The organism is Bacillota bacterium, assembly GCA_040754315.1.
GTDB lineage: Bacteria > Bacillota > Sulfobacillia > DUSP01 > JBFMCS01 > JBFMCS01.
The window spans coordinates 12,391-33,424 of the sequence record JBFMCS010000008.1 but is presented as its reverse complement, the minus strand read 5'-3'; the positions used below and the strand labels follow the sequence as shown (position 1 = coordinate 33,424).

At 60.9% G+C, this 21,034-nt stretch carries 15 protein-coding genes; 2 read left to right on the top strand and 13 right to left on the bottom strand.

Translation table 11 applies throughout. The features are described 5' to 3' along the window. Positions 1–41: 41 nt before the first annotated feature. The 8 genes from AB1576_01515 to AB1576_01480 all read right to left on the bottom strand — a co-directional run bounded on the left by AB1576_01515 (position 42) and on the right by AB1576_01480 (position 12,357). Positions 42–3,122: an ATP-dependent DNA helicase gene (locus AB1576_01515; GenBank protein ID MEW6080475.1), complete on the bottom strand. Its 3,081-nt coding sequence runs from the start codon at positions 3,120–3,122 to the stop codon at positions 42–44. Then, on the bottom strand, positions 3,106–5,880 hold the full coding sequence (locus AB1576_01510; GenBank protein MEW6080474.1) for a PD-(D/E)XK nuclease family protein: 2,775 nt from the start codon (positions 5,878–5,880) through the stop codon (positions 3,106–3,108). Before AB1576_01510 ends, AB1576_01515 begins: the two co-directional genes overlap by 17 nt. Positions 5,881–5,886: 6 nt before the next feature. Continuing rightward, positions 5,887–6,477, bottom strand: a complete 591-nt coding sequence (locus AB1576_01505) for a ComEA family DNA-binding protein (protein MEW6080473.1) — start codon at positions 6,475–6,477, stop codon at positions 5,887–5,889. A gap of 186 nt (positions 6,478–6,663) precedes the next feature. Then, positions 6,664–7,080 (bottom strand): CBS domain-containing protein, encoded by a 417-nt coding sequence (locus tag AB1576_01500; protein MEW6080472.1) that lies wholly within the window; start codon positions 7,078–7,080, stop codon positions 6,664–6,666. 67 nt (positions 7,081–7,147) lie between these two features. Next, positions 7,148–8,263: an alanine dehydrogenase gene (ald, locus tag AB1576_01495; GenBank protein MEW6080471.1), complete on the bottom strand. Its 1,116-nt coding sequence runs from the start codon at positions 8,261–8,263 to the stop codon at positions 7,148–7,150. Beyond that, on the bottom strand, positions 8,264–9,097 hold the full coding sequence (locus tag AB1576_01490; GenBank protein MEW6080470.1) for a DeoR/GlpR family DNA-binding transcription regulator: 834 nt from the start codon (positions 9,095–9,097) through the stop codon (positions 8,264–8,266). It abuts the gene before it with no gap. A 149-nt stretch (positions 9,098–9,246) separates the two neighbouring features. Then, the gene (leuS, locus tag AB1576_01485) at positions 9,247–11,742 is read right to left on the bottom strand and encodes a leucine--tRNA ligase (protein ID MEW6080469.1); all 2,496 of its coding nucleotides are present in this window, start codon (positions 11,740–11,742) and stop codon (positions 9,247–9,249) included. A 171-nt stretch (positions 11,743–11,913) separates the two neighbouring features. Continuing rightward, the gene (locus AB1576_01480) at positions 11,914–12,357 is read right to left on the bottom strand and encodes a universal stress protein (GenBank protein MEW6080468.1); all 444 of its coding nucleotides are present in this window, start codon (positions 12,355–12,357) and stop codon (positions 11,914–11,916) included. A 207-nt stretch (positions 12,358–12,564) separates the two neighbouring features. On the opposite strand from AB1576_01480, the gene AB1576_01475 reads away from it, so the two are divergent. Continuing rightward, positions 12,565–13,323: a DUF3825 domain-containing protein gene (locus AB1576_01475; GenBank protein ID MEW6080467.1), complete on the top strand. Its 759-nt coding sequence runs from the start codon at positions 12,565–12,567 to the stop codon at positions 13,321–13,323. 150 nt (positions 13,324–13,473) lie between these two features. On the opposite strand, the gene AB1576_01470 is transcribed toward AB1576_01475, so the two are convergent. Both AB1576_01470 and AB1576_01465 read right to left on the bottom strand, forming a co-directional pair. After that, entirely contained in the window at positions 13,474–15,567 is a 2,094-nt protein-coding gene (locus AB1576_01470) for a Tex family protein (protein MEW6080466.1), read from the bottom strand. Between the two features lie 442 nt (positions 15,568–16,009). Continuing rightward, the gene (locus tag AB1576_01465; GenBank protein MEW6080465.1) at positions 16,010–16,231 is read right to left on the bottom strand and encodes a 2-hydroxymuconate tautomerase; all 222 of its coding nucleotides are present in this window, start codon (positions 16,229–16,231) and stop codon (positions 16,010–16,012) included. A gap of 329 nt (positions 16,232–16,560) precedes the next feature. Between AB1576_01465 and AB1576_01460 the strand changes: the two genes are divergently transcribed. Continuing rightward, on the top strand, positions 16,561–16,743 hold the full coding sequence (locus AB1576_01460; protein ID MEW6080464.1) for a hypothetical protein: 183 nt from the start codon (positions 16,561–16,563) through the stop codon (positions 16,741–16,743). A 41-nt stretch (positions 16,744–16,784) separates the two neighbouring features. Here the strand turns inward: AB1576_01460 and AB1576_01455 are convergent, their stop codons facing one another. From AB1576_01455 to AB1576_01445, 3 genes are all read right to left on the bottom strand, one after another. Then, a complete protein-coding gene (locus tag AB1576_01455) occupies positions 16,785–18,173 on the bottom strand; it encodes a phosphomannomutase/phosphoglucomutase (GenBank protein MEW6080463.1) in 1,389 nt (462 codons plus the stop codon). Next, on the bottom strand, positions 18,170–19,663 hold the full coding sequence (locus tag AB1576_01450; protein ID MEW6080462.1) for a mannose-1-phosphate guanylyltransferase: 1,494 nt from the start codon (positions 19,661–19,663) through the stop codon (positions 18,170–18,172). The genes AB1576_01455 and AB1576_01450 overlap by 4 nt, the downstream gene beginning before the upstream one ends. 376 nt (positions 19,664–20,039) lie before the next feature. Beyond that, positions 20,040–20,348, bottom strand: a complete 309-nt coding sequence (locus AB1576_01445; GenBank protein ID MEW6080461.1) for a ferritin family protein — start codon at positions 20,346–20,348, stop codon at positions 20,040–20,042. Positions 20,349–21,034: the final 686 nt, after the last annotated feature.

Genomic DNA, 21,034 nt, shown 5'->3' with positions numbered 1-21,034 from the left:
GACTGCTGGCGGGGCCGTGGGTTCTCGGGACCACGAGCAGCTCACTCTTGGGGCAAGCACCATCCAGATATCTCACAGTAGTGGCAGGCCTCCCGGTCTCCAGGGATCACCTCTTCGTCATCGTTTTCCCGGATGCGCCGGGCCACGTCACCCAGGATGGCCAGGGTATCCGTATCCCCCTCAGGGACCTCCCACAGGCTGCCCCCAGGGAGTTCCAGGAGGAACATCCGAGCCCCCTCAAGCGTGGGATCGACGCTGGCCGCGGCCATCCTGTAGAGCCTCACCTGGTGCCCGTATATATCCATCTCCTGTCTCACGCTGCCTGTCTTGTAATCGATGATCTCCGGGGCGGCCCCTGTTCCCCGCCGGATCCGGTCCACCACGCCAGCGAACTCCACTACGGTCCCGCCGGCCTCCAGCCGCCACCGGAGTTCCCTCTCCAGGTCCTGGGGGTCTGGCGTGTCCTGGGCGAGTTCCGTCCCTAGGTAACCCTGGAATAGTGCTAGGGCACGCTCCCGGTAAAGCCGCTGGTACTCCTCACCAGGGTACAGGCCTTCGCAATGGGCGGCCTCTTCCAAGAGCGTGGAGGTATCCCGAGGCTTGCCCCCCAGGTGATACCACACTATCGCCCGGTGTACCAGCCGGCCCAGAAGGGAGGCATCAACGCCGCCTTCGCCCGGCCGGGGCAGGGGCTCAAGGCCCCACTGGTAAAGGGCCCTGTAACGCCTGGGGCAGGTTAGGTAGGTCCTGAGGGCACTGAAGCTTAGAGAGAGCCTAGTCTTGACCAGCCGTTGTGACACGGGGGGGGACTCGGGCAGGGTCGTGGCAACACCCGCCAGGACCTCCCTGGCCTGTGGAGGGGACTCTACACCGGCCTTGGCTCCTTCCACCATGGGAGTAGCTTCCACCTCTATTCCCTCTATCCCCTCTATCCCCACCATCTCACCGGTGGACAGGCTCCCCCGGAGTTCCTCGAAGAACCGGCCCGCCTCTCCTGAAGATGTTATCCAGAGTCGATCCTTAGCCCTGGTAAGCGCCACATACCACACCCTTCTCTCCTCATCCCAGAAGTCTCTCTCACATACTTCCCGGCGGGACCACCAACCTGGAATGCCCTTGGGATTGAACTTAAGTGTCTCCTCTCCCTGGATATCCTTCCTCACGAGCAGCCCGATCCCCGGCTGGAAGTGGAGGGGACCGTAGTGGGGCTTCAGAGGGAAATGGTCCTTAGCAGCATCAACGACAAACACCAGGGGGAACTCCAGCCCCTTTGCCTGGTGAACCGTCATTAAGGTGACCACATCCAGCCCTGGAGGGGGCGCCTCAGGCTCAGCCACGGAGTCATCCAGGGAGAACATCACGTAATGGACGAATTCTCCCAGTCCTCGCATGCTCCCAGCCCTTTCGAACGAGGACGCCATGTTGAAGAGCTTGGTGAGGTTTCCCAGGGCCCTCCTTGAGTCATCCAGTGCCATGGAGTAAAGGTGCCTGGCGTAACCGCTCTCCTCCACAGCCCTGAGCAGGAACTCCCGCAGTGGCATCCTTGAACGGTATGCCATGAGCCAGTCTAGGAAGGCCAACACCCTAGCGGCCTCCGGCAGGCCTGACTCCTTAAGCGCATCATAGAGGTAAAGCCCGTGCCGGTCATCAGGCACCCTGGATGCCTCGCTTGAGGCTATCGCCTGCATGATCCCATCCCCTATGCTGAAGGGCGGCCGCTGCATCACCCTGACCAGCGCCAGGTTGTCGTAGGGGTTATGGGCGACCCTGATGAACGCCAGGATATCCCTGATCTCCTGCCGGTCATAGAACCCGCTCCCGCCCACGGCCCGGTAGGGAATCCCCAGGCGCCTGAGGGCATCCTCATAGGGCGCCGAGCGTTTCATGCTGCGCATGAGAATGGCCATGTCCTTATACTGGGAGCCACCATCGTGTTCCGACTGGATGGTCCTGGCCACGAAGGCGGCCTCCGGCAATGCGCCGGGGGCATGAGCCAGCACCACGCAAGGTCCAGGTGACTCTCCCTTGCATGCCTGGAGCTTGGGGGGAACACTCTGGCAGAACCTGCCCTCCCGTGTTATGCTGGTATGAGCCACCTCCAGGATCTGCCGGTAGGAGCGATAGTTGATATCAAGGGTTACCTCCCGGCCGCCCCAGTCCCTCGCGGCGAAGTCCTCCACGTTCTCGACCCTGGCGTTCCGCCAGCCGTAGATCGCCTGCTTCTCGTCGCCTACCACAGAGACGTTGGCCATGCCGGGCGCCGCCAGGAGCTCCAAGAGCCGGAACTGGGCCTCGTTGGTGTCCTGGAACTCGTCCACCAGGATGTGGCGATAGGCCTGTTGAAGCCGGGAGCGCAGGTCTCCATTGTTCTCTAACAGGTTCTTAGCGTACAGAAGCAGGTCTCCGAAGTCCATAAGGCCCCTCTTCCTCAGTGCCTCCTGGTACGCCTGGTAGATCTGGAAGATGGCCTCCGCCATGGCCTCCTCGTAGGTTGCCTCCCTGGCGGCGCGCTCAAGAAGCCCTTCCCTCCTCAAACCCGTAAGTGCCGTGTGCGGGCGAATGTGCTCAGGCAGGTGGTCAAGCCCTGCCCTGGCTGCGCCCAAGAAGGCCCTGGGGTCTATTGCCGAATCCTTGAGCCTCTGCACGAACCCGAACAACTCCTTGCGGAAGAACCCCAGCCTCTCGTAGGGCAACCCCGGGGGACGGCCCTGGGTGCCCGGGCCAAGGTAGTCCTCTACCACTCGAAGCCAGGTTAGCCTGGCTCCGGGCTCCTCGGTCACCTCCATGCCCGGGTCAAGGCCCGCCGCTATGGAGTGTTTCTTGAGGAGTCGCCCCGCGAAGGAATGGAAGGTCCCGATGAAGGCCTCCAGGAAGTCCTCCTCGCTTGCGAGACCCTCATGGCAGGCCTGCTTAACGATACGGTGCCTCATCTCGGCGGCAGCCTTGTTGGAAAAGGTGAGGGCCAGCACCTGGCTGGGACGGATGCCCGCCTGGCGCAGGCATTCAAGATACCTCAAGGCGAGTACCGTGGTCTTTCCTGTGCCCGCGCCAGCCACGACCTTAAGAGGCCTGTCCAGAGGGGAGTGGATCGCCTCCCTTTGCGCCTCATTCGGCTCCGTCATCCCCGTCACCCCCCTCCTCACAGTCACAGGCAAAGGCGAAGTCACACTGGGAACAGGCCCACCGGTCCTGCCTCTTGAGGTAGGAGCCACTGAGTATCTCTTCTATGACATCATCCAGGGCCTTGCTGGCCAGTGACAGGGCCTGGTCATCCAGGTCCCGGCCCTCACCCACATGAAGGCGGCGCTTGAAGGGAAGGCCCGTTCGTTTCGACCTGCAGCCCAGCTGGTACACCGAAAGGGTTCTTGGATTCTCCATCCGGCCAGCCATGGCAAGGTAGTAAAGGTACAGCTGCAGGTCCTTGGGTCGCCAGTTCTCCTCCCCGCTCGGCACGAAGGCCTTTAGAAGGGTGGCCTCGGCCTCCTTCTGGGACCCGGTCTTGTAGTCGATGACCTCCACGTCCCCGCCGGGCAGCCGGTCCACCCTGTCGATGATGCCTCGCAAGACCACCGGTCCATACGGGAGGCTGAAGCCAGTCTCTGTCCCCAGGAGTGTCCTTGGCTCCTCCTTCACCTCGGCCATGAGGTAAGGGTGAAGCATCTCTCCGGCAAGATCCCGCAGGCGGCCCTCGGAGGCCCCCCTAGTCTTCGGAGGGAACTCCCTGTCCCATTTATCCTGCACCCGCTTCTGAAGGCCCGGCCAGAGGGCCTCGGGGCTCTTGCCCACTACACTGCCGTGCTCCTCGTGAAACTCACGAAGCACAGCGTGGACCAGGGTGCCCAGGGTGGTTGCAGGCCCTGGGGACACCTCAAGCCTGAGCAGGTACTGGAAGAAGAAACGCCTCGGGCATGTGAGGTAGGTCCTGAGGGACGAAGCGCTGAGCCCGAAACCCGGGGGTACCAAGGCGGGGTCTCGCTCACGGCGAGGTGCCCCGGTACCCTTCAGGCCAGCCCTGAAGGCTGGCAGGCACAGCTGGGCCTCAGGCGGTACCTGAGGCCTCTCCCACTCCACAGCCAGGTCTATGAGGAAGGGGGACGGCCTGGCATCCTCCACGCCCGGGTAGGATTGGGACAGTGACAGGAAGGCCCCTCCCTGGGCGGACCCCAGGACTCGCAGGAATGCTGCCTTCTCCCGGGCCAGGTGGACTCCGGGCTCAAACCCCGGTTCCGGCTCTATTGGAGCCAGGGCCCCCAGCAGGGCCCAGCGCTGCTGGTCTGGCAAGAGCGGAGCAGTGGGAACCGGGAGTGGAACCATGGGAGACGATACGCCCATGAAGAATACGTAGCGGGTAATGTCCACGTCCCGGGGGTCGCTGACCCTGACAGCGTTTTCGACACCCCTGTGACCCAGGGGCAGGAAGGTTAGGCAGTCTTCCAGGTCCTGCATGAGCCGCCCCGGATCCCTGGCCCGGGTTCCCAGCCCCCCGATCTCCCTTACCATCCCCAGGAACACCCCAAGGCTCCTGAGAGCCGTGTCGCGCTGGGCGGGCGTAAGGGGGCCATGGGGGTCCATGGCCCTCCTCACCGCACCGGAAGCCTCAAGGAATTCGGTAAGGAGCACAGGCAGGGCCACCCCATGCCCCCACTTGTGCCTGTGGTCAAGAGCCATGTCCAGGAGGGGCCCGCACCCGCGGGCCCCACACCGGAGGGCATTCCCGGGATCCTCTCCCTTTCGCCTGGCCCTGTGGAACAGCCGCCCTATCTCAGCCGCATCAAGTCCCACGAGGGGAGAAGCCAGGAACCCCAGGGGGGATTCCTCCCGCCCCTCGAGGTACCTGAGGTACTCCCAAACCAGCCGGACCATGATATCCCCGTGAAAGGGAGCAAAGCCCGGGGCAATGTAGTCAATGCCATGGACCCCGAAGGCCTGCGCCAGGGCCTCTATGGCCTGGGGGTTGCCATTCACTACCAGCACATGACCGAGATTGGCCTCAGGGTCCCCCGCCATCAAATCGAGGATCCGGGATGCCACCAGACAGGCCTCCTCCTGAGGGTTCCCTGCCTCCATGACCTTGAGCGGTAGAGGCGCAGAGCCTCGTAAAGGGGTGCAGGCCAGAAGTGATGCCATCTCCTTATGCCTGTCCCGGCCCCACCGGCCCTTCCGAAGGAACCCCCTGGCAGGGTCCATCATCACGGCCACCCTAGGGCACTCCGGGATAAGGGTGAGGCACAAATCGAAGAAGGCCGGGGAAAACCCGTCAGCGCCCAGTAGCACGAGGCCCTGAGTTCTCCCGGCGGTATTACCCCGGAGCACCCGCCAGGCCATCCCGGGCATCTCGTGGAAGGACACTATGCCCTGGGAGGCGCACTGCTCGTGGAAGGCACCGTAGAGGCGATCCAGGTCCTCTAGGCGATCACTGTGCACCCCTGACTTCTGGACAGCCCTGGAAAGGGTCCTCGGGCTCTTGCCGTTAGCCTTGAGGGAGTTAAAGAAGGCCAGGACCTCCCGGGTGAACCCCTTGCCTCCCCGGACACCATCGTAGTCACTCCTCAGGCTGGTGTCTTCCAGGATATCCCTGAGCACCACCCACTGGGACGGCCCCCGGGTGGGACGGAACCCTGGCTTCACCCCGGCCCTCTCTGGCTCCCTCCTGACAATGCCTAGGCAAAAGCCATCGGCGGTGACGTTCAACCCCGCACCGCCGGTGGGAAACACTGTTGACGCCACCTCGCCGGCCTCATGGCGCAGTCCATGGGATGAGGAGATGATCCACAGGCGGTCCCCGGAGACCCCCTCTCTCATCCAGTCCTTCATGACCGCCCGGAGGCACGCCTTCTCGGCCTCCCTGAAGGTACCGCTCTCCATGAGGGAATGGCGCACGGGATTTCACCTCACTGTGACCAGGTGCCGCAGGCGTTCCACGGTCTTGGGACCGATGCCACTTACCCTGGCCAAGTCATCAACGGACTTAAAGGGCCCGTTAGCCTTGCGGTCATCTATGATGCGCTGGGCCAGCGCTGGCCCGATTCCGGGAAGGGTCTCAAGGGCCTGACGGCCAGCCCGGTTCAGGTTCACCAGGGATGGCTGGCCAAGGGGCGCAATCTCCCCTCTCTCCAACTCCTCCCGGGTGGGCACGTATAGTCTTTGCCCGTCCTCCAGGGGTTCGGCCAGGTTCAACGCGTGAGCTGCCCCTTCGGGGGTTGGCCCGCCTGCGGCCTCGAGCGCGTCCCAGGCCCTGCTCCCGCCAGGCATCACGTATACGCCGGGCTCATGAACCGCACCTGCCACGTGAACAACCAGGGTCTCTTCTTCCGGCTGGGGTTCGGGAATAGCCTCCAGGTCTTCCTCGCTTGAGACTACTTCCACCTGAGGGGCCTTGCCGCAGCCCCTCAGGAACAGTAGGGCACAGGCCAGGATAGCCACACAGGCTAGGGCGAGCAGGGCCCACCTTTCCTCAGGTTTCAAGTACACTATCACAGCCCCCCATTGGGGCCCTCTCCCCTTCCCGGTATGCCTTCTACGAGAGCCCCCCGTTTCCTGCGGCTCCCCCCTTGGAGGATCCCTTGGCGATGGGCGCAAGGAAGCCCTCCCCTCCCGTGCGGCCAATGCTAAAGGCACCGGTTCCCCCGGTGCCTCGTGAGCGCACTTCACCCGGTGTTTCTTCTACTTGGAGCCCATCATTGCCACCAGTACCTTGAACAGGTCCGTCTCGGTGACTATTCCCACGAGGTCGCCAGAGGCGTTCAACACGGGAAGGCCGCCGATCTTCTTGTCCTTCATGAGGACGGCCGCCTCCTCGATGGGGGAGTCCTCCCTAACGCTCACCACGTCCCTGGACATGGCATCCCTGAGGGTCATCTTACCCAAGAGGTAGTGGATCTCATGGATGCTCAAGGACGTAGCGGGTGAAGGGGACACCTTTAGCAGGTCGCTCATGGCGACTATGCCCACCATCTTACCCTTGTCCATCACCGGCAGGCGCCTGATGCCCTTCTCCTTCATGAGGCCGATGGCCTGGAGCACCGGCATGCTAGCCTCAGCCGTGACCGGGTTCCTGGACATGCATTCCTTGACCGTCACCCTCCCGCCTCCCTTCACCACTTGCTGGCCCCAGGGTTCTCCACATGTCCCCGAGATCCCTCTTCACTCACAACACCTCACCCAAGGTGCAGCTGGCCATCCCGCAGGCCTCCGCCACGGGCTTGCACACCACCTGGCCTCCGGCCACGTTCACACCCTTGGCCAGGCAGGGATCCTCGGTAACCGCCCGCTTCCATCCCTTGCTGGCTATGTCCAGGGCATACTTGACAGTAACGTTGGTCAAGGCTATGGTTGAGGTCCTGGGAACCGCGCCCGGCATGTTGGCCACAGCGTAGTGAATTACCCCGTGCTTCTCGAAGACAGGGTCGCTATGGGTTGTCGGTCCCTTGATGGTCTCCACGGACCCTCCCTGGTCTACCGCGACATCCACGATTACTGACCGGGGTTTCATGTTCTTCACCATGGCCTCGGTCACCAGCTTGGGTGCCCTGGCGCCCGGTATGAGCACTGCGCCGATGAGCAGGTCCGCCTCAGCGGACTTCTCGGAGATGTTGTAGAGGTTCGACATGGCGGTGTGCAAGCGCCCGCCGAAGATGTCATCGAGGTACCTGAGGCGCTCTACGCTCACGTCCAGGACTGTCACCTGGGCGCCGAGCCCCAGGGCCATCTTGGCGGCATTCGTGCCCACAGTCCCACCGCCAAGGATGACCACCTTGGCTGGGGACACGCCCGGCACCCCTCCCAGGAGCACCCCCAGGCCCCCATTGGGTCTTTGGCAGAACCATGCGCCCACCTGTACCGCCATCCGCCCCGCCACCTCACTCATGGGGGTCAAGAGGGGCAGGCTCCCGTTAGAGAGCTGGACAGTCTCGTAGGCGATGGACACTACCTTCCTCTCGGCGAGAACCTGTGTGAGCACAGGTTCAGCCGCCAGGTGAAGGTAGGTGTAGAGGATCTGGCCCTCCCTCAGGAGGGCATACTCGGGCTTTAGGGGCTCCTTCACCTTGACGATCATCTCGGCCCCTTCGTACACCTCGTGCGCGGTGGAAACCACCTCGGCACCCGCCCCAGCGTATTCCGGATCCGAAAAGCCGCTTCCATCGCCGCCCCCCTGCTGGACGAGAACCCGGTGGCCCGCCGCTACCAGGGTGTGCGCGGCCGACGGCGTCAGTCCAACACGGTTCTCGTTATCCTTGATCTCCTTGGGAACTCCAACTATCACTCACTCCACCCCCTTAGGTCTTCCATCCCTTTGTGCAGCCTCGGCTCCCCCAGTCCCATGGGGATCAGCCCTGCCGCAAAGGATCACTCGAATCCCTTTTTCCCTCATGGCCTCTATTTCTTCCGCGGGAGCGCTGCAATCCGTCACCACACAGTTAATCTTCTCTAGGGGAGCCACGGACACGAAGGCCCTTCTACTGAACTTGGAACCATCGGCCACGACTATGGCCTCCCGGGCCGACTCCAGCATCACTCTCCTGACATGGGCCTCAGCTACGTCGAAGTTACTCAGGCCGCTCTTGGCCGAAATCCCTCCGGTACCCATGATAACCTTGTCGGCGAAGTAGGAACGAAGGATCGCCTCAGTCACACTGCCCACGGTGGACATCTCCTGGCCTCGAAGGAGGCCGCCCAGGAGGTATACGGAGAAGTCCCTCCGGGATGCCATCTCCATGGCGATGAGCAGGGAGTTAGTAAGGATAGTAAGATTGTGGGCCCCGTTGAGGTTCCTGGCCACCTCCAGGGTGGTGGTGCCCACATCCATGATGAGGGTTTCCCCGTCTCGCACAAGCCTGGCCGCTTCTTTCCCGATGAGTCGTTTCTCCCTGAGGTTCCTCTCTTCCCGGACACCGAAGGGTGGCTCGTAGGCTGTGCTAACTGATGGAGACGCACCCCCGTGGATCCTCCGGAGGTAACCCAGGCTCGCCAGGCGATCCAGGTCTCTCCGGATGGTCATCTCGGAGACACCCAGGGTCTCAGACAGGGCCTTGACGGAGACGGCACCGCCGGCATTCACCATCTCCAGTATTCGGTTCCGGCGGTCTTCGGACAGCAAGCCGGTATCCTCCGATGTTAGGCTATGTTCGATTAGCGTTTATACTTGTGCGCTGGTGGTAGGATTCTATAAGCTGGTGGAATTCTCCTCCTGTGCAGAATTACAAAAAGGGCCCCCGGGATGGCCGGGAGCCTTGATTCTCGTCTTGGCTAGGAGACCACTATGTTCAAGAGTTTCTGGGGGACCCAGATCACCTTGAGGACCTTCTTCTCCCTGATGTTGGACTTTACCCTCTCTGACGCCAGGGCCAGTTCCCGCACGGCCTGTTCCGGGATGTCCACGGGCACGGTGAGGCGTTCCCTGACCCGGCCGTTCACCTGTACCACTATGGTGACATCCTCCGCCTTCACCGCCTCCGGGTCGTAGGCCGGCCAAGCCTCCAGGTGTATGCTCCCCTCCCGGCCGAGGGCCCGCCAGATCTCCTCGGCGATGTGAGGGGAGAATACCGCCAGCACCAGGGCGAGTTTCTCAATGGCCTCAGCGATCACCCAGAGGTTCTGCCTCTGTGGGTCGACCCTTTCCTTGTACGAATACAGCGCGTTCACCATCTCCATTATGGCGCTGATGGCCGTGTTGAAGTTGAAGCGCTGGGAGACGTCCTCGGTCACCTTCTTGACTGTCCTGTGTACCACCCGCCGGAGCGATATATCGTCTTCGATAAGACCGTGCTCGAATACTCCCTCCGGCTGTGGTCCTAAGCCCCTTATGGTCCCGGCGTAGGCGTTGACCAGCCTCCATACCCTGTTAAGGAAGCGGTAGGCCCCCTCGACTCCCGCGTCGCTCCACTCCAGGTCCTTCTCCGGGGGTGAAGCGAACAGGATGAAGAGCCGGGCAGTGTCCGCCCCGTATCTTCGCATGATGTCATCCGGGGCAACAACGTTCCCCTTGGACTTGGACATGACCGCCCCGTCCTTCAGTACCATGCCCTGGGTAAGCAGGTTAGTGAAGGGCTCCGGAGCTGGTACCATGCCGCTGTCATACAGAACCTTCATGAAGAACCTGGAATAAAGCAGGTGAAGAACGGCGTGTTCGATACCACCTATGTACTGGTCAACAGGCAGCCAGTACATGACGTCTTCCTCCTCAAACACCCTCTTGTCGGTCCACGGCGAGGCATACCGCAAGTAGTACCAGGATGAGCAGATGAAGGTGTCCATAGTATCCGTCTCTCTCTGGCCCATGGTGCCACAACCTGGGCACTTCACTTGAACGTACCCGGCGTTCCCAGCCAGCGGGGAGGGGCCACCCGGCTTGAACTCAACGTCTTCGGGGAGCTTCACGGGCAGGTCCTCAGCGGGCACAGGCACTTCCCCGCAGCCCGGGCAGTAGATTATGGGGATGGGCGTACCCCAGTACCGCTGGCGGGAGATCAGCCAGTCCCGGAGGCGGTAGTTGATAACCCTCTTGCCCAGGCCCTTCTCCTCTATGAAGTCCGCGATCTTGTCCAGGGCACCGGTGGAGGACATGCCTGTGAAGGGACCGGACTTGTCCATGAGGCCCGGCTCTGTGTAGGCCTCCGTCATGTCCTCCTCCACCAGGTGTGTCCCAGGGGGCTGGATGACAACCCGCAGGCCAAGCCCGTACTTCTTCACAAACTCGAAGTCCCTCTGGTCATGGGCGGGCACCCCCATCACAGCGCCTGTACCGTACTCCATCAGAACATAGTTGGCCACCCAAATGGGAACCTCCTCGCCGTTCAATGGGTTGATGGCGCAGGCCCCCAGGAAGTGCCCTTCCTTCTCTGCCTCCAGGGAGGTCCTCTCTACTTCGCTCAGGCACCTCATGCCTTCAACGAACCGGGTCACCTTTTCCTCGTGGGGGGTGCCCCTTACCAGCTTGGGAACCAACGGGTGCTCAGGCGCCAGTACCATATAGGTTACGCCGTAGAGCGTGTCGTGGCGTGTTGTGAAGATCCTGATGGAGTCATCCATGCCCTTGACCGGGAACCCCACCTCAACCCCCTCGCTCCGCCCGATCCAGTTCTCCTGCATAACCTTGACCCTCTCTGGCCAGCCCTCCAGCAACTGGAGGTCATCCAGGAGGCGATCGGCGTAGGAGGTGATCCGGAGAAACCACTGCTCCAACTCCTTCTTCACTACCAGGGTCCCACAGCGCCAGCAACCCCCGTCCTCCACCTGCTCGTTGGCCAGCACTGTGGCGCACTGGGGGCACCAGTTGACTGCGGCCTTCTTCCGGTAGGCCAGCCCCTTCTCGTACATGAGGAGGAAGAGCCACTGGGACCAGCGGTAGTAGTCGGGTTTGCAGCTGGCCACCTCGCGGCGCCAGTCATAGCTCATGCCCATCTGCTTCAGCTGGTCGCGCATCCGGGCGATGTTGGAGTAGGTCCACTGGGCGGGGTGGATGTTGTGCTTCATGGCGGCATTCTCCGCCGGGAGGCCAAAGGCGTCCCACCCCATGGGGTGCAATACCTGCCGGCCCTGCATCCTGTTGAAGCGTGCCACCACATCCCCGATGGTATAGTTCCTGACGTGGCCCATGTGGAGGTCTCCAGAAGGGTAAGGGAACATTTCCAGGCAGTAGTACTTGGGTTTGCCGGGGTCCCTGTCTATATTGTACAGGCCCATTTCTGCCCATGCCTGCTGCCACTTGGATTCTACGTCCCGGAAATCGTAGCGCTCCTTCACATACCTGTCCCCTTTCAAGGGCCTCTCCCCCGGAGAATGGTGGGGCCGGCCTCAGCCTTGGCGGTTCTAGCTTGTCTCCTGGTATTATATCACCAGCAAGCAGTGCAGGTGAAGAACGCATCCTGAGCAGCCCGCCCTGGGGGCAGGTGTGGATATGCAGGGTGCCCTAACCTACTTGACTATGAGTACGGAGGTCTTGGCGTTATGAATGACCTTGTTGCTTACACTGCCCAGTACAAGTCCCTTTATGGTGCCAAGACCCCTGCTGCCTATGACTATGAGGTCGAACTTCCCCTCCTCGGCAACACGGCATATCACATCCGCAGGCTGGCCTTTGGCCAGGACCGTCTTCACTTCCAGGCCGTTTTCCTGGAAAAACCCCCGGGTCTTCTCCAGGGTCTCGCTGGCGGCCTCCTCCATGTCCTTCTCCAGCATGGCCAGTTGCTCGCCGTCAAAGAGCGCCCCGTGGTAGCCCGCAGCCCTGTACACCGGTATCACCTGCACGACTGACAGCACCGTGACACCGGCCTTCAACGGAACGGCCATCTCCAGGGTCTTCCGGGCTGCCTTGGAGGCGCTCTCGGAACCGTCCGCGGCCAGGAGTATCTTGTACACAGGTGACCCCCCCAATGAGAATTGGAATCTGGTTTGAAGATGCCCACGCGATTTTGTAGTTCTTCGTCCATCCCGAGCCAATCCCTCTAATCCGCAGGCCGCTTATTCAAACCTAGACCAGGTGAATTCGTCTGCTTTGGACTCGTTGACAAGGGGCAAAGAATAACTGCTTCGACGAATAGGGCCATTCAAAGGGAGGAATCGACAGTGCTTCTCTTCAAGTTCGCGTTCTGTCATGAATTCGACCGCAAGTTAGAGGAGCTATCCGAGATTGCGTCACGTGAGCCCTGGAGATGCTCTGATGAAGAGGGTCTTCCGATATTGCGGGATTACGTTCTTTATACGTTTAACCGATTGGCTGATGAGTGCAAGTATGAAGAAGGTGAACTAGGTCCAGAGACCAAAATATCCGTGGTGGATACCAACGCCTGCTTTAACACTGGCCTTTTTACACAGCACTTCGAGCGAGTCTTCGGGCTCTTCTGCAAGAGTACCAGGGAAGGTACACAACCGTGGTTCTTCCAAGGTTTCGTAAAGGAAAGTGACCCCCGCCTCAGACAATTCGCCCAACTGCCTGAACGTGCGTCATACTTTAGCAGTGTTTCGGAGCTGGTGTTCGACTATCGCCTAGAGATTGGGATCAACAAAGACCACATACTATCCGATGACAGGAACCTTTCCAGATTGCCAGCAGAGCTCAAGAACCCGGTTGCATTCGAAGGCTCAGTCAACATCGCCAAGAAGAAGGTGCCGGCCAACTACAGGTTAGCGATTCCTCAATACCACGAAGGCAGAATTCAGCTGCTCATACCACTGGGATACCGATCGGAAAGAGCAGACGTGGCACTGGTGATTTCGAAGGCTAGCCATTTTTGCACTGGCCATACTTGCCTTAGCCTGAAGATAGCGTACAACAATGCCACGCTTATTGCCAAACCCGATGCTGATTGGCTCTCTCCTAGATAACTCGGAATTAGTACGCCAAGAGTGGCAAGGTGGTGCTGAAGTTCTGTCTCTTCCAGCAGCACTGGGAGGAGTGACGCAATCTGACAGGTAGCGCCAGCTACAACCGCCACGATGGTCTGCAACCCCATAAACACCATGGGACATCCTAACCTATGCCCTTGGCATCTTCATGGACAGGCTGATCCGCTTCCTTTCCACATCCACCCCCAGTACCCTTACATCAACAACATCTCCCACCTTGACCACATCCGACGGGTGCCTCACGAAGGCATCCCGCATCTGGGATATGTGCACCAACCCGTCCTGGTGTACCCCAATATCTATAAAGGCGCCGAAGTCCACCACGTTTCTCACGATGCCCTGGAGTTCCATGCCCTCTTTGAGATCCTCCAGCTTCACGATTCCCTTCTTGAACACTGGCTTTGGAAGGTCATCCCTGGGATCCCGGCCCGGCTTCCCCATCTCCGCCAGTATGTCCCTAAGGGTGGGTTCGCCCACACCCAGGCGGCTGGCGAGCCCCTGGATGTCAACGCCCTGAAGGGACAGCGCCCGCCCCAGATCCTCTCCGGAGACCCCCAGGGCCTCCATGACCCTCTCGGCCACCCCATACGACTCAGGGTGAACGGCGCTCCGGTCAAAGTAGTATTCCGCATCGGGGAGGCGCAGGAAGCCGGCACACTGCTGGAAGGTACGGGGACCCAGTTTGGGAACCTCCCTTAGTTCCAGGCGGCTCCTGAACCCACCCCTCTCATTCCTGAATGCCACGATGTTTGACGCCACTGGCCTGTTGATCCCGGCCACCCTCTCCAGGAGCGCCGGCGAGGCGGTGTTCAGGTCTACCCCCACCTCGTTCACACACGCCTCTACCACCCCGTCCAGCACCTGTCCCAGGCGTCCCTGGTTCACATCGTGCTGGTATTGCCCGACACCTATGGACTTGGGGTCAATCTTCACCAGTTCGGCCATGGGATCCTGGAGCCTGCGGGCGATGGATACGGCACTCCTCTGGGCCACATCCAGGTCCGGGAATTCCTCCTTTGCCAAGGGCGAAGCCGAATAGACGCTGGCACCCGCCTCGTTCACCACCGTGTATTCCACGGTGTCTCCAATTGCCTCCGCGAAGAACTCCTCGGTCTCCCGGCCTGCTGTGCCGTTGCCAATAGCCACTGCGTTAATCTGGTGCCGTTCGACGAGGTCCGCCACTACCTTGGCAGAAGGCTCTCTCTCCTTCCGTGGCGGTGTGGGATAGATGATCGCGGTCTCCAGGAGCTTGGAGTGCTGGTCCACGCAGGCAAGCTTGCAGCCGGTCCTGTACCCGGGGTCAACCCCGAGTACCCTCCGGCCCTTCACAGGAGGGGACATCAGCAGGTTCCTCAGGTTGTCCTTGAACACCTTCAGTGCCTGTTCCTCTGCATTCTCCGTTAGCTCGTTCCTGAGTTCGCGCTCCAGAGACGGGAAAAGAAGCCTCTTCCAGGAATCCCTTACCGCCTCCATCAACTGCTCCCGGGCGGCCGGGTGAATCCCTTCTTTGAGGTAGAACCGGTTAGCGAGGTCTAGCGCCTGGTCCTCCCGCACCTCCACCCTGACGCTGAGGACCTCCTCTTTCTCCCCCCTGTTCACGGCGAGGACCCGGTGAGGCGCTATCCTACGAACAGGCTCCCGGAAGTCATAGTACATCTCATAGGGGCTCTCCGAGGACTGCAAGCCCCTGGTGGCGATATAACCCTGGCGGGACATGAACCGCCGGAGGGCCCGGCGCACCCTGGCATCGTCCGAAATCATCTCGGCGATGATGTCCCTGGCACCGGCCAGTGCCTGATCCTCCGAGAGAATGCCCTTCTCCTCGGATATGAAGGCCCTAGACAGTCCCTGGAGGTCCCCCTCCCCTTTGACTATGGCCTGAGCCAGCGGCTCCAGGCCTTGCTCCCTGGCCACCGTGGCCCGGGTCCTCTTCTTGGGCCTATATGGGCGGTAGATGTCCTCAAGCTCCGTAACGCTGGCGGCGGATTGCGCGGCGCCCTCCAGCTCGGGAGTCAACACCCCTTGTTCCTCAAGGAGCCTGAGGATATCCGCCCTCCGCTTCTCCAGGTTCCCGTAGAGGGTCAGGCGCTCTTCAAACAGGCGGAGTTGTTCGTCGTTCATCCCGCCGCTGGCTTCCTTCCGGTACCGGGCAATGAAGGGAACCGTGTTGCCCTCACCCAGCAGGCCAGCCACCACTGTAACCTGGGAATACTCTAAACCCATCTCCTGGGCCAGCCTTTGAAGTACCCTGTCACTCCTGTCGTCGCTTTCTGGCAACTCGACGCCTCCTCTAGAGGGTCTGCCTCCACAGGGCCCCATTTGTTGGGAAAGGCCCGGGAGCCTCCGCACGCCCCTTAGTTCTACGCCCAGCCGTGGAAACCTTCGCTGGCAGTCTGGCCAACCCTCCACCGTGTTTCGCGGGAAAAAGGGTTTCCCGGTAACTCGGGGAAGGCTCCCGCCTCTTGGATGCCGGGTGATGAATGGTCTTATGAGGCCATTGCACGGGCGCCGCTGCCAAGGAGAACTCAGGGCGGCTCCGGGGATGGGTGGAAGGAGATGCACACTCTTGCGCCCAGCCAGGGAACTAGCCTGCTAGCCCATGGGACAGGGACGGCCTTGGCCGCCCCTGGGCGTTCGCCTTGCCCTGCGAGGCCCCCGGAGGCATCTAGGGCTTATCGCTATAGAGCACCCCCGCAATAGCATAGTTCTCCTTCTTCATGTCCTGGAAAACGATGGTCACAGCCTCGGCTGGTGTCTTGAAGATCCCGCTGACGGCCTCGGTGACCGCCTTGGCCAGATCTCGCTTTTGGTCCAGCGTGCGGCCTTCGAACGCCTCGATTCTCACTATAGGCATTGTCTCCACCCTTCCTTTGCGAGGTTCTTGAATCACTTCCCAAACCCCCGGGCATCTCCTTTGAAAAAGCCCCTCCAAGACACCGCTGTGCTATGGGCCAGTCTCGCAGGCGATTTTGGTCTCAGGACCTCTATCCAAGGGGTGGTTATGATGCCGGGCCCGTCCAATCTCCACTCAGACCCCACCTCCCTCTTCCGGAGATACGAGGGGAACCTTATATTGCGCGTTACGATTGGCCATGCCCCGCCAATGCGGCCTTCAATCCCGGAGCCCTCCGGCGAGACGGCGAAACACTCCTCCTGACCAGGGTTGAGAACATGAGGGGCTATTCTCACTTGCCCCTGACCAGGAGCCCTGAAGGGATGTCCGGCTGGCTGGTATCGGATCGCCCCACCTTGGAGGCAGACCTGGCTTATCACGAAGAACGCTGGGGCATCGACGACCCTCGCATAGTATGGATGGAGGAACTGGGGAGGTATGCCGTAACGTGTGTATCCTTCTCCAAGGACAGGACACAACGAGCAGACCGTGAGAGCTACGGCTGAGAGCCATAGTGAGGTCACGGCCACCCTCCCCTGATTCCAGGTTACCCATTCTGGTCCGCGGGCAGCTCCCAGTGGAAGTCCCCCACTCCGGCTGTGAGGAGGCCCTCCTTTACCACCCCACATATGTGCCTAAGATCCTCGGTGGACCGGGCCTCGCAGCGGGCCACCAGCACCGGCTCAGTGTTGGACGCCCTCACCAGGCCCCATCCTGTGGGGAACTCAATGCGGGCCCCATCGACATCGATGACCGTGTGCCCCTCCTCGCGGAACCGCTGGGTGATGGCGGCTACGGTGTCCCGCTTGATGTCATCGGGACACGGAACCCGGGTCTCCGGGGTTGAGTAGTACACCGGGAGGTCCCCCAGGAGTCCTGACAGGCTCTGGCTACCCCGTGCCAGGATCCTCAAGAGGCGGGCAGTGGCGTATAGCGCGTCATCATAGCCGAAGTACTCGTCGGCAAAGAAGAAGTGGCCTGACATCTCCCCGGCGAAGGGGATACCGGTCTCCCTCATCTTCGCCTTGATGAGACTGTGGCCTGTCTTGTAGTAGAAGGGCTTGGCCCCTAGTTTCTGGAGCTCCTCGAACAGTGTTTTACTGCACTTTACCTCCACGATGGCCATGGACCCCGGGTAGCGAGGGAGGATCTCCCGCCAGAAGAGCACCTGGAGGATGTCCCCCCACACGATGTGGCCCTGGTCATCTACGACCCCCAGCCTGTCGCCATCCCCGTCGTAGCTCACACCCAGGTCTGCGCCCTCACGCCTGACGGTGTCGATGAGATCCCTCAGGTTGGTCACAACCGTGGGGTCTGGGTGGTGATGGGGAAAGGTTGGGTCCGACTCGCAGTACAGGGGAATAACATCGCAGCCCATCTCCCCAAGAAGGCGAACAGCCACGGGCCCCGCGGTCCCGTTGCCGCCGTCCGCAACGACCTTGAGGGGCCTATCGAGCCTTACGCCCGAGGCTATCCTGGCTATGTACTGGTCCTCAGGGTAAGCCTGGCTTGAGCTACCCTCTCCTGAAAGAAAGTCCCCCTCCTCAAGGATGGCCCGGATCCGGAGGATCTCCTCACCGTGAATGGTCCCGGCCCCTAGGTATATCTTGAAGCCATTATCCTCGGGAGGGTTGTGGCTCCCGGTTATCATCACGCCAGCCCTCCTGTGGTACAGGTGGTGAGAGAAGTAGAAGACCGGGGTGATGGTCTCCCCTATGTCAAGGACGTCAAGCCCGGTTGTCACCAACTCCCGGGTCAGTGCATGGCTGAGACGGGGGGAGTGGGACCTGTTATCCCGGGCAACTATGACGCGATCCTCCCCGCGCTGGCGGAAGTAGGTGCCCATGGCCCTGGCAAGCCTCACCATCTCATGGCCGGGGAAGTCCCTATCTGCCTTTCCGCGAATGTCGTACATCCGGAAGACGTGGCAGTTCATGTTCTTACCTCTCCACCCGCATGGCTGCTGCGGCCGTACCTGTCCTCGAGCCTCACCACGTCATCCAGCTCTGGTGTGGAGATCTCCAGGATGGTCAGGTCCTTGCTGGCCTGGACCCTGTGGGCTGTTCGGGGGGATATAGTAACCACCATGGGAGGGGTTATCTCAGAGACCTGCCCATCCATCTCTATTTGGCCAGACCCAGCAAGGAAGAGCATGGTCTCGTGCTTGTGCTCATGATACTGAAGGCTCAGGGCTTCTCCCGCCTTGACCTGGAGTATCTTGCCCGCATAGTGGGGCGTCACGCTCCACCACACCTCTTTGCCCCAGGGCTTCTCAGCCACGTGACATCCCCCGCTCAATGCCTTGCAGAGGTCTCCCACCACCAGATTGGGGACCCCTGTTGGACGCTCCTGGAAGGCCCCCAGGCCGCTCTTCCGGAGGTGGCTGAGGACCTTCTTCAGGTCACAGGCTCGTCTCTTGGAGGCAACGAACACCACATCATCAGTATCCACTACGATGGCATCCTCCAGCCCCAATGTGGCCACGAGGCGGGACGGGGAGCTGGACTTCACTATGCTACCCTTGGTGTCCACCGAGAGCACCTGCCCAATGAGGCGGTTGCCGTGGGCGTCCCCAGGGAGCACACGGTCCAGGGCACTCCAGCTCCCCAGATCGTCCCACTGGAAACGAGCGGGGATAACCCACACGTTGCTGGCCTTCTCCATCACGGCGTAGTCGATGGAGGCATTAGGCAGGTGGCCGTAGGAGTTCCACACCACCTCGGCAAAGTCCTCCCGTCCCACCGCCGCTTCAATTGGCCTGATGCCCTCGGCCAGCTCGGGAAGGTGCCGGGCAATGGCATTCTTGATGGCATCCACAGTCCACACGAACATGCCGCTGTTCCAGAGGTACCGGCCCGAGGCTAGGTAGCCCTGGGCTGCCTCCATATCTGGCTTCTCGATGAACCTCTCCACGTTTGTGACACCGGGCAACCCTGGGGTTTGCTGGCCCCCCACCAGGATGTAGCCGAATGCCGGCTCAGGCCTGGTGGGCTTGACCCCGGTTGTCACCAAGCCGCCCATGGCAACGGCCGCTTGGATCCCCAGGCTCATGGTCTTTACGAACTCGTCGTCCCCCATGATGAGGTGGTCAGAGGGGAGCACCACCATGACTGTAGAGGGGTCAACAGACTCAAGGCAGCAGGCAGCCATGGCTATGCAGGGAGCGGTATCCCTGCCCACCGGCTCGCAGAAGACATTCCTGCGGGGCAGATCTGGTACCTGGCTCCTGAGGACATCGTAGTGGGCCCTGCCAGTGAACACCAAGATGTTCTCGACGGGTGTGAGCAGCAGGGCCCGCCTGAAGGTATCCTGGATCATGCTGGTCTCTCCAAGGATCTTCAGGAACTGCTTTGGCCTGTCCTTGCGGCTCAAGGGCCAGAAGCGTTCGCCGGAGCCTCCTGCCATGATTACCACGGCAACTCTCACAGGGGATCACCTGGCCTCTTAGGTCATTTTGGGGGGAGTCGATATCCCTCCTTCCGGTGTGCCTTCTCTCAGAGCGTCAGATGGAGAAGAACTTGGGTAGTACCAGTGTGCCTGTAAAGACCGGGATTCAACCCTGGATGGCACAGGGTCATGCCGCGGGCGTGATGGTTGATCGTTTCCCACCATTCACCCATATTGCCTAGCCGGTGGTGTTATGCGGGGGAAGACTATCCCTGGGGGCAAGGTGATGTGAGATGCTGGAACGGGTGACCTGCGTGTGGTGTAGGGGCAAGTTGCTGGCTATTGGTGGGCCATAGGAACTAGGCCGCGTGCCCGGTCAGGCACCACGGCCCGTCCAGAGACTCCCCATCCGGGTTTATCCCTGCTTCATTCCCTCGATTATCTCCTCGACTTCCTCTTCGCCCCTCCTGTAGAGCTCCTCCTCATCCGGTGCCAAGTGCTTGAGGAGCCTGAGGAACTCACCGGCGTGGACGCGTTCTTCATCGGCAATGTCCTTGAGAACAGCCTGGGACAAGGGATCATCCGTGGATTCGGCCAGCTGCATGTACAGTTGCACGGCCTCGTACTCAGCAGCCACCATGAACCGGATGGCCCTCACCAGCTCCTCATGAGTGAGCTTACGGTCATGTTTAAGACCTGAGAAAGGCGCTCCAAAATCAGGCACGCTCTGAACCTCCCTACTCAACTGGGTTTGGGGACGCCTGATACCTTACACACCAAGTCCCGATCTTCCTTCCTTAGTATGCGTACGCAAGGTTCAAGTAATCTATGTGCTAGCGCACTAGCGCAAGTATAGTAGTACGCTACTTGTAGAGAGGGGAAGGGCTCATCACCTGCACGGTGACATCGTAAGCGAGGTACGCTACACAGGCAAGACCTCGAAGGTAGCCGGGTGATAGCCATTAGGGTTCTGGTGACGGCCACTGTTTCTTGGAAATAGCGGTTGAGTGTCCATGCCGCCACAGGTTGCGTATTCCGCACCAAACCGGCCGCCTTTCTCGGTGGATGGCGGCGCCACCCCATTTGGGATTTAGACCGGCCAACTTGACTGATCCCGGCCACCCGGATATATTATCCATAACAATCCGCGTCGCTTCGCTCCGTCCCGGCGAAAACTCCGGAACAGATGGCCGGTTTCACGGGAATCTGCAACAACTTGCCTAGGCTTTACACCAACTACTTTGAGCCGGTAATGGTCCTTGAACGCAAGGAAAGGCAGGGCTCAAAGGTGAAGAAAACGTGCAACAAAGTCCAAACACCATACCAGCGAGTCGCGGCCCACCCCAGTACCCCTCTAGAGGCCAAGACAACGCTTACCGAACTCCAGTCAGTTCTTTTACTGCTGGCCCC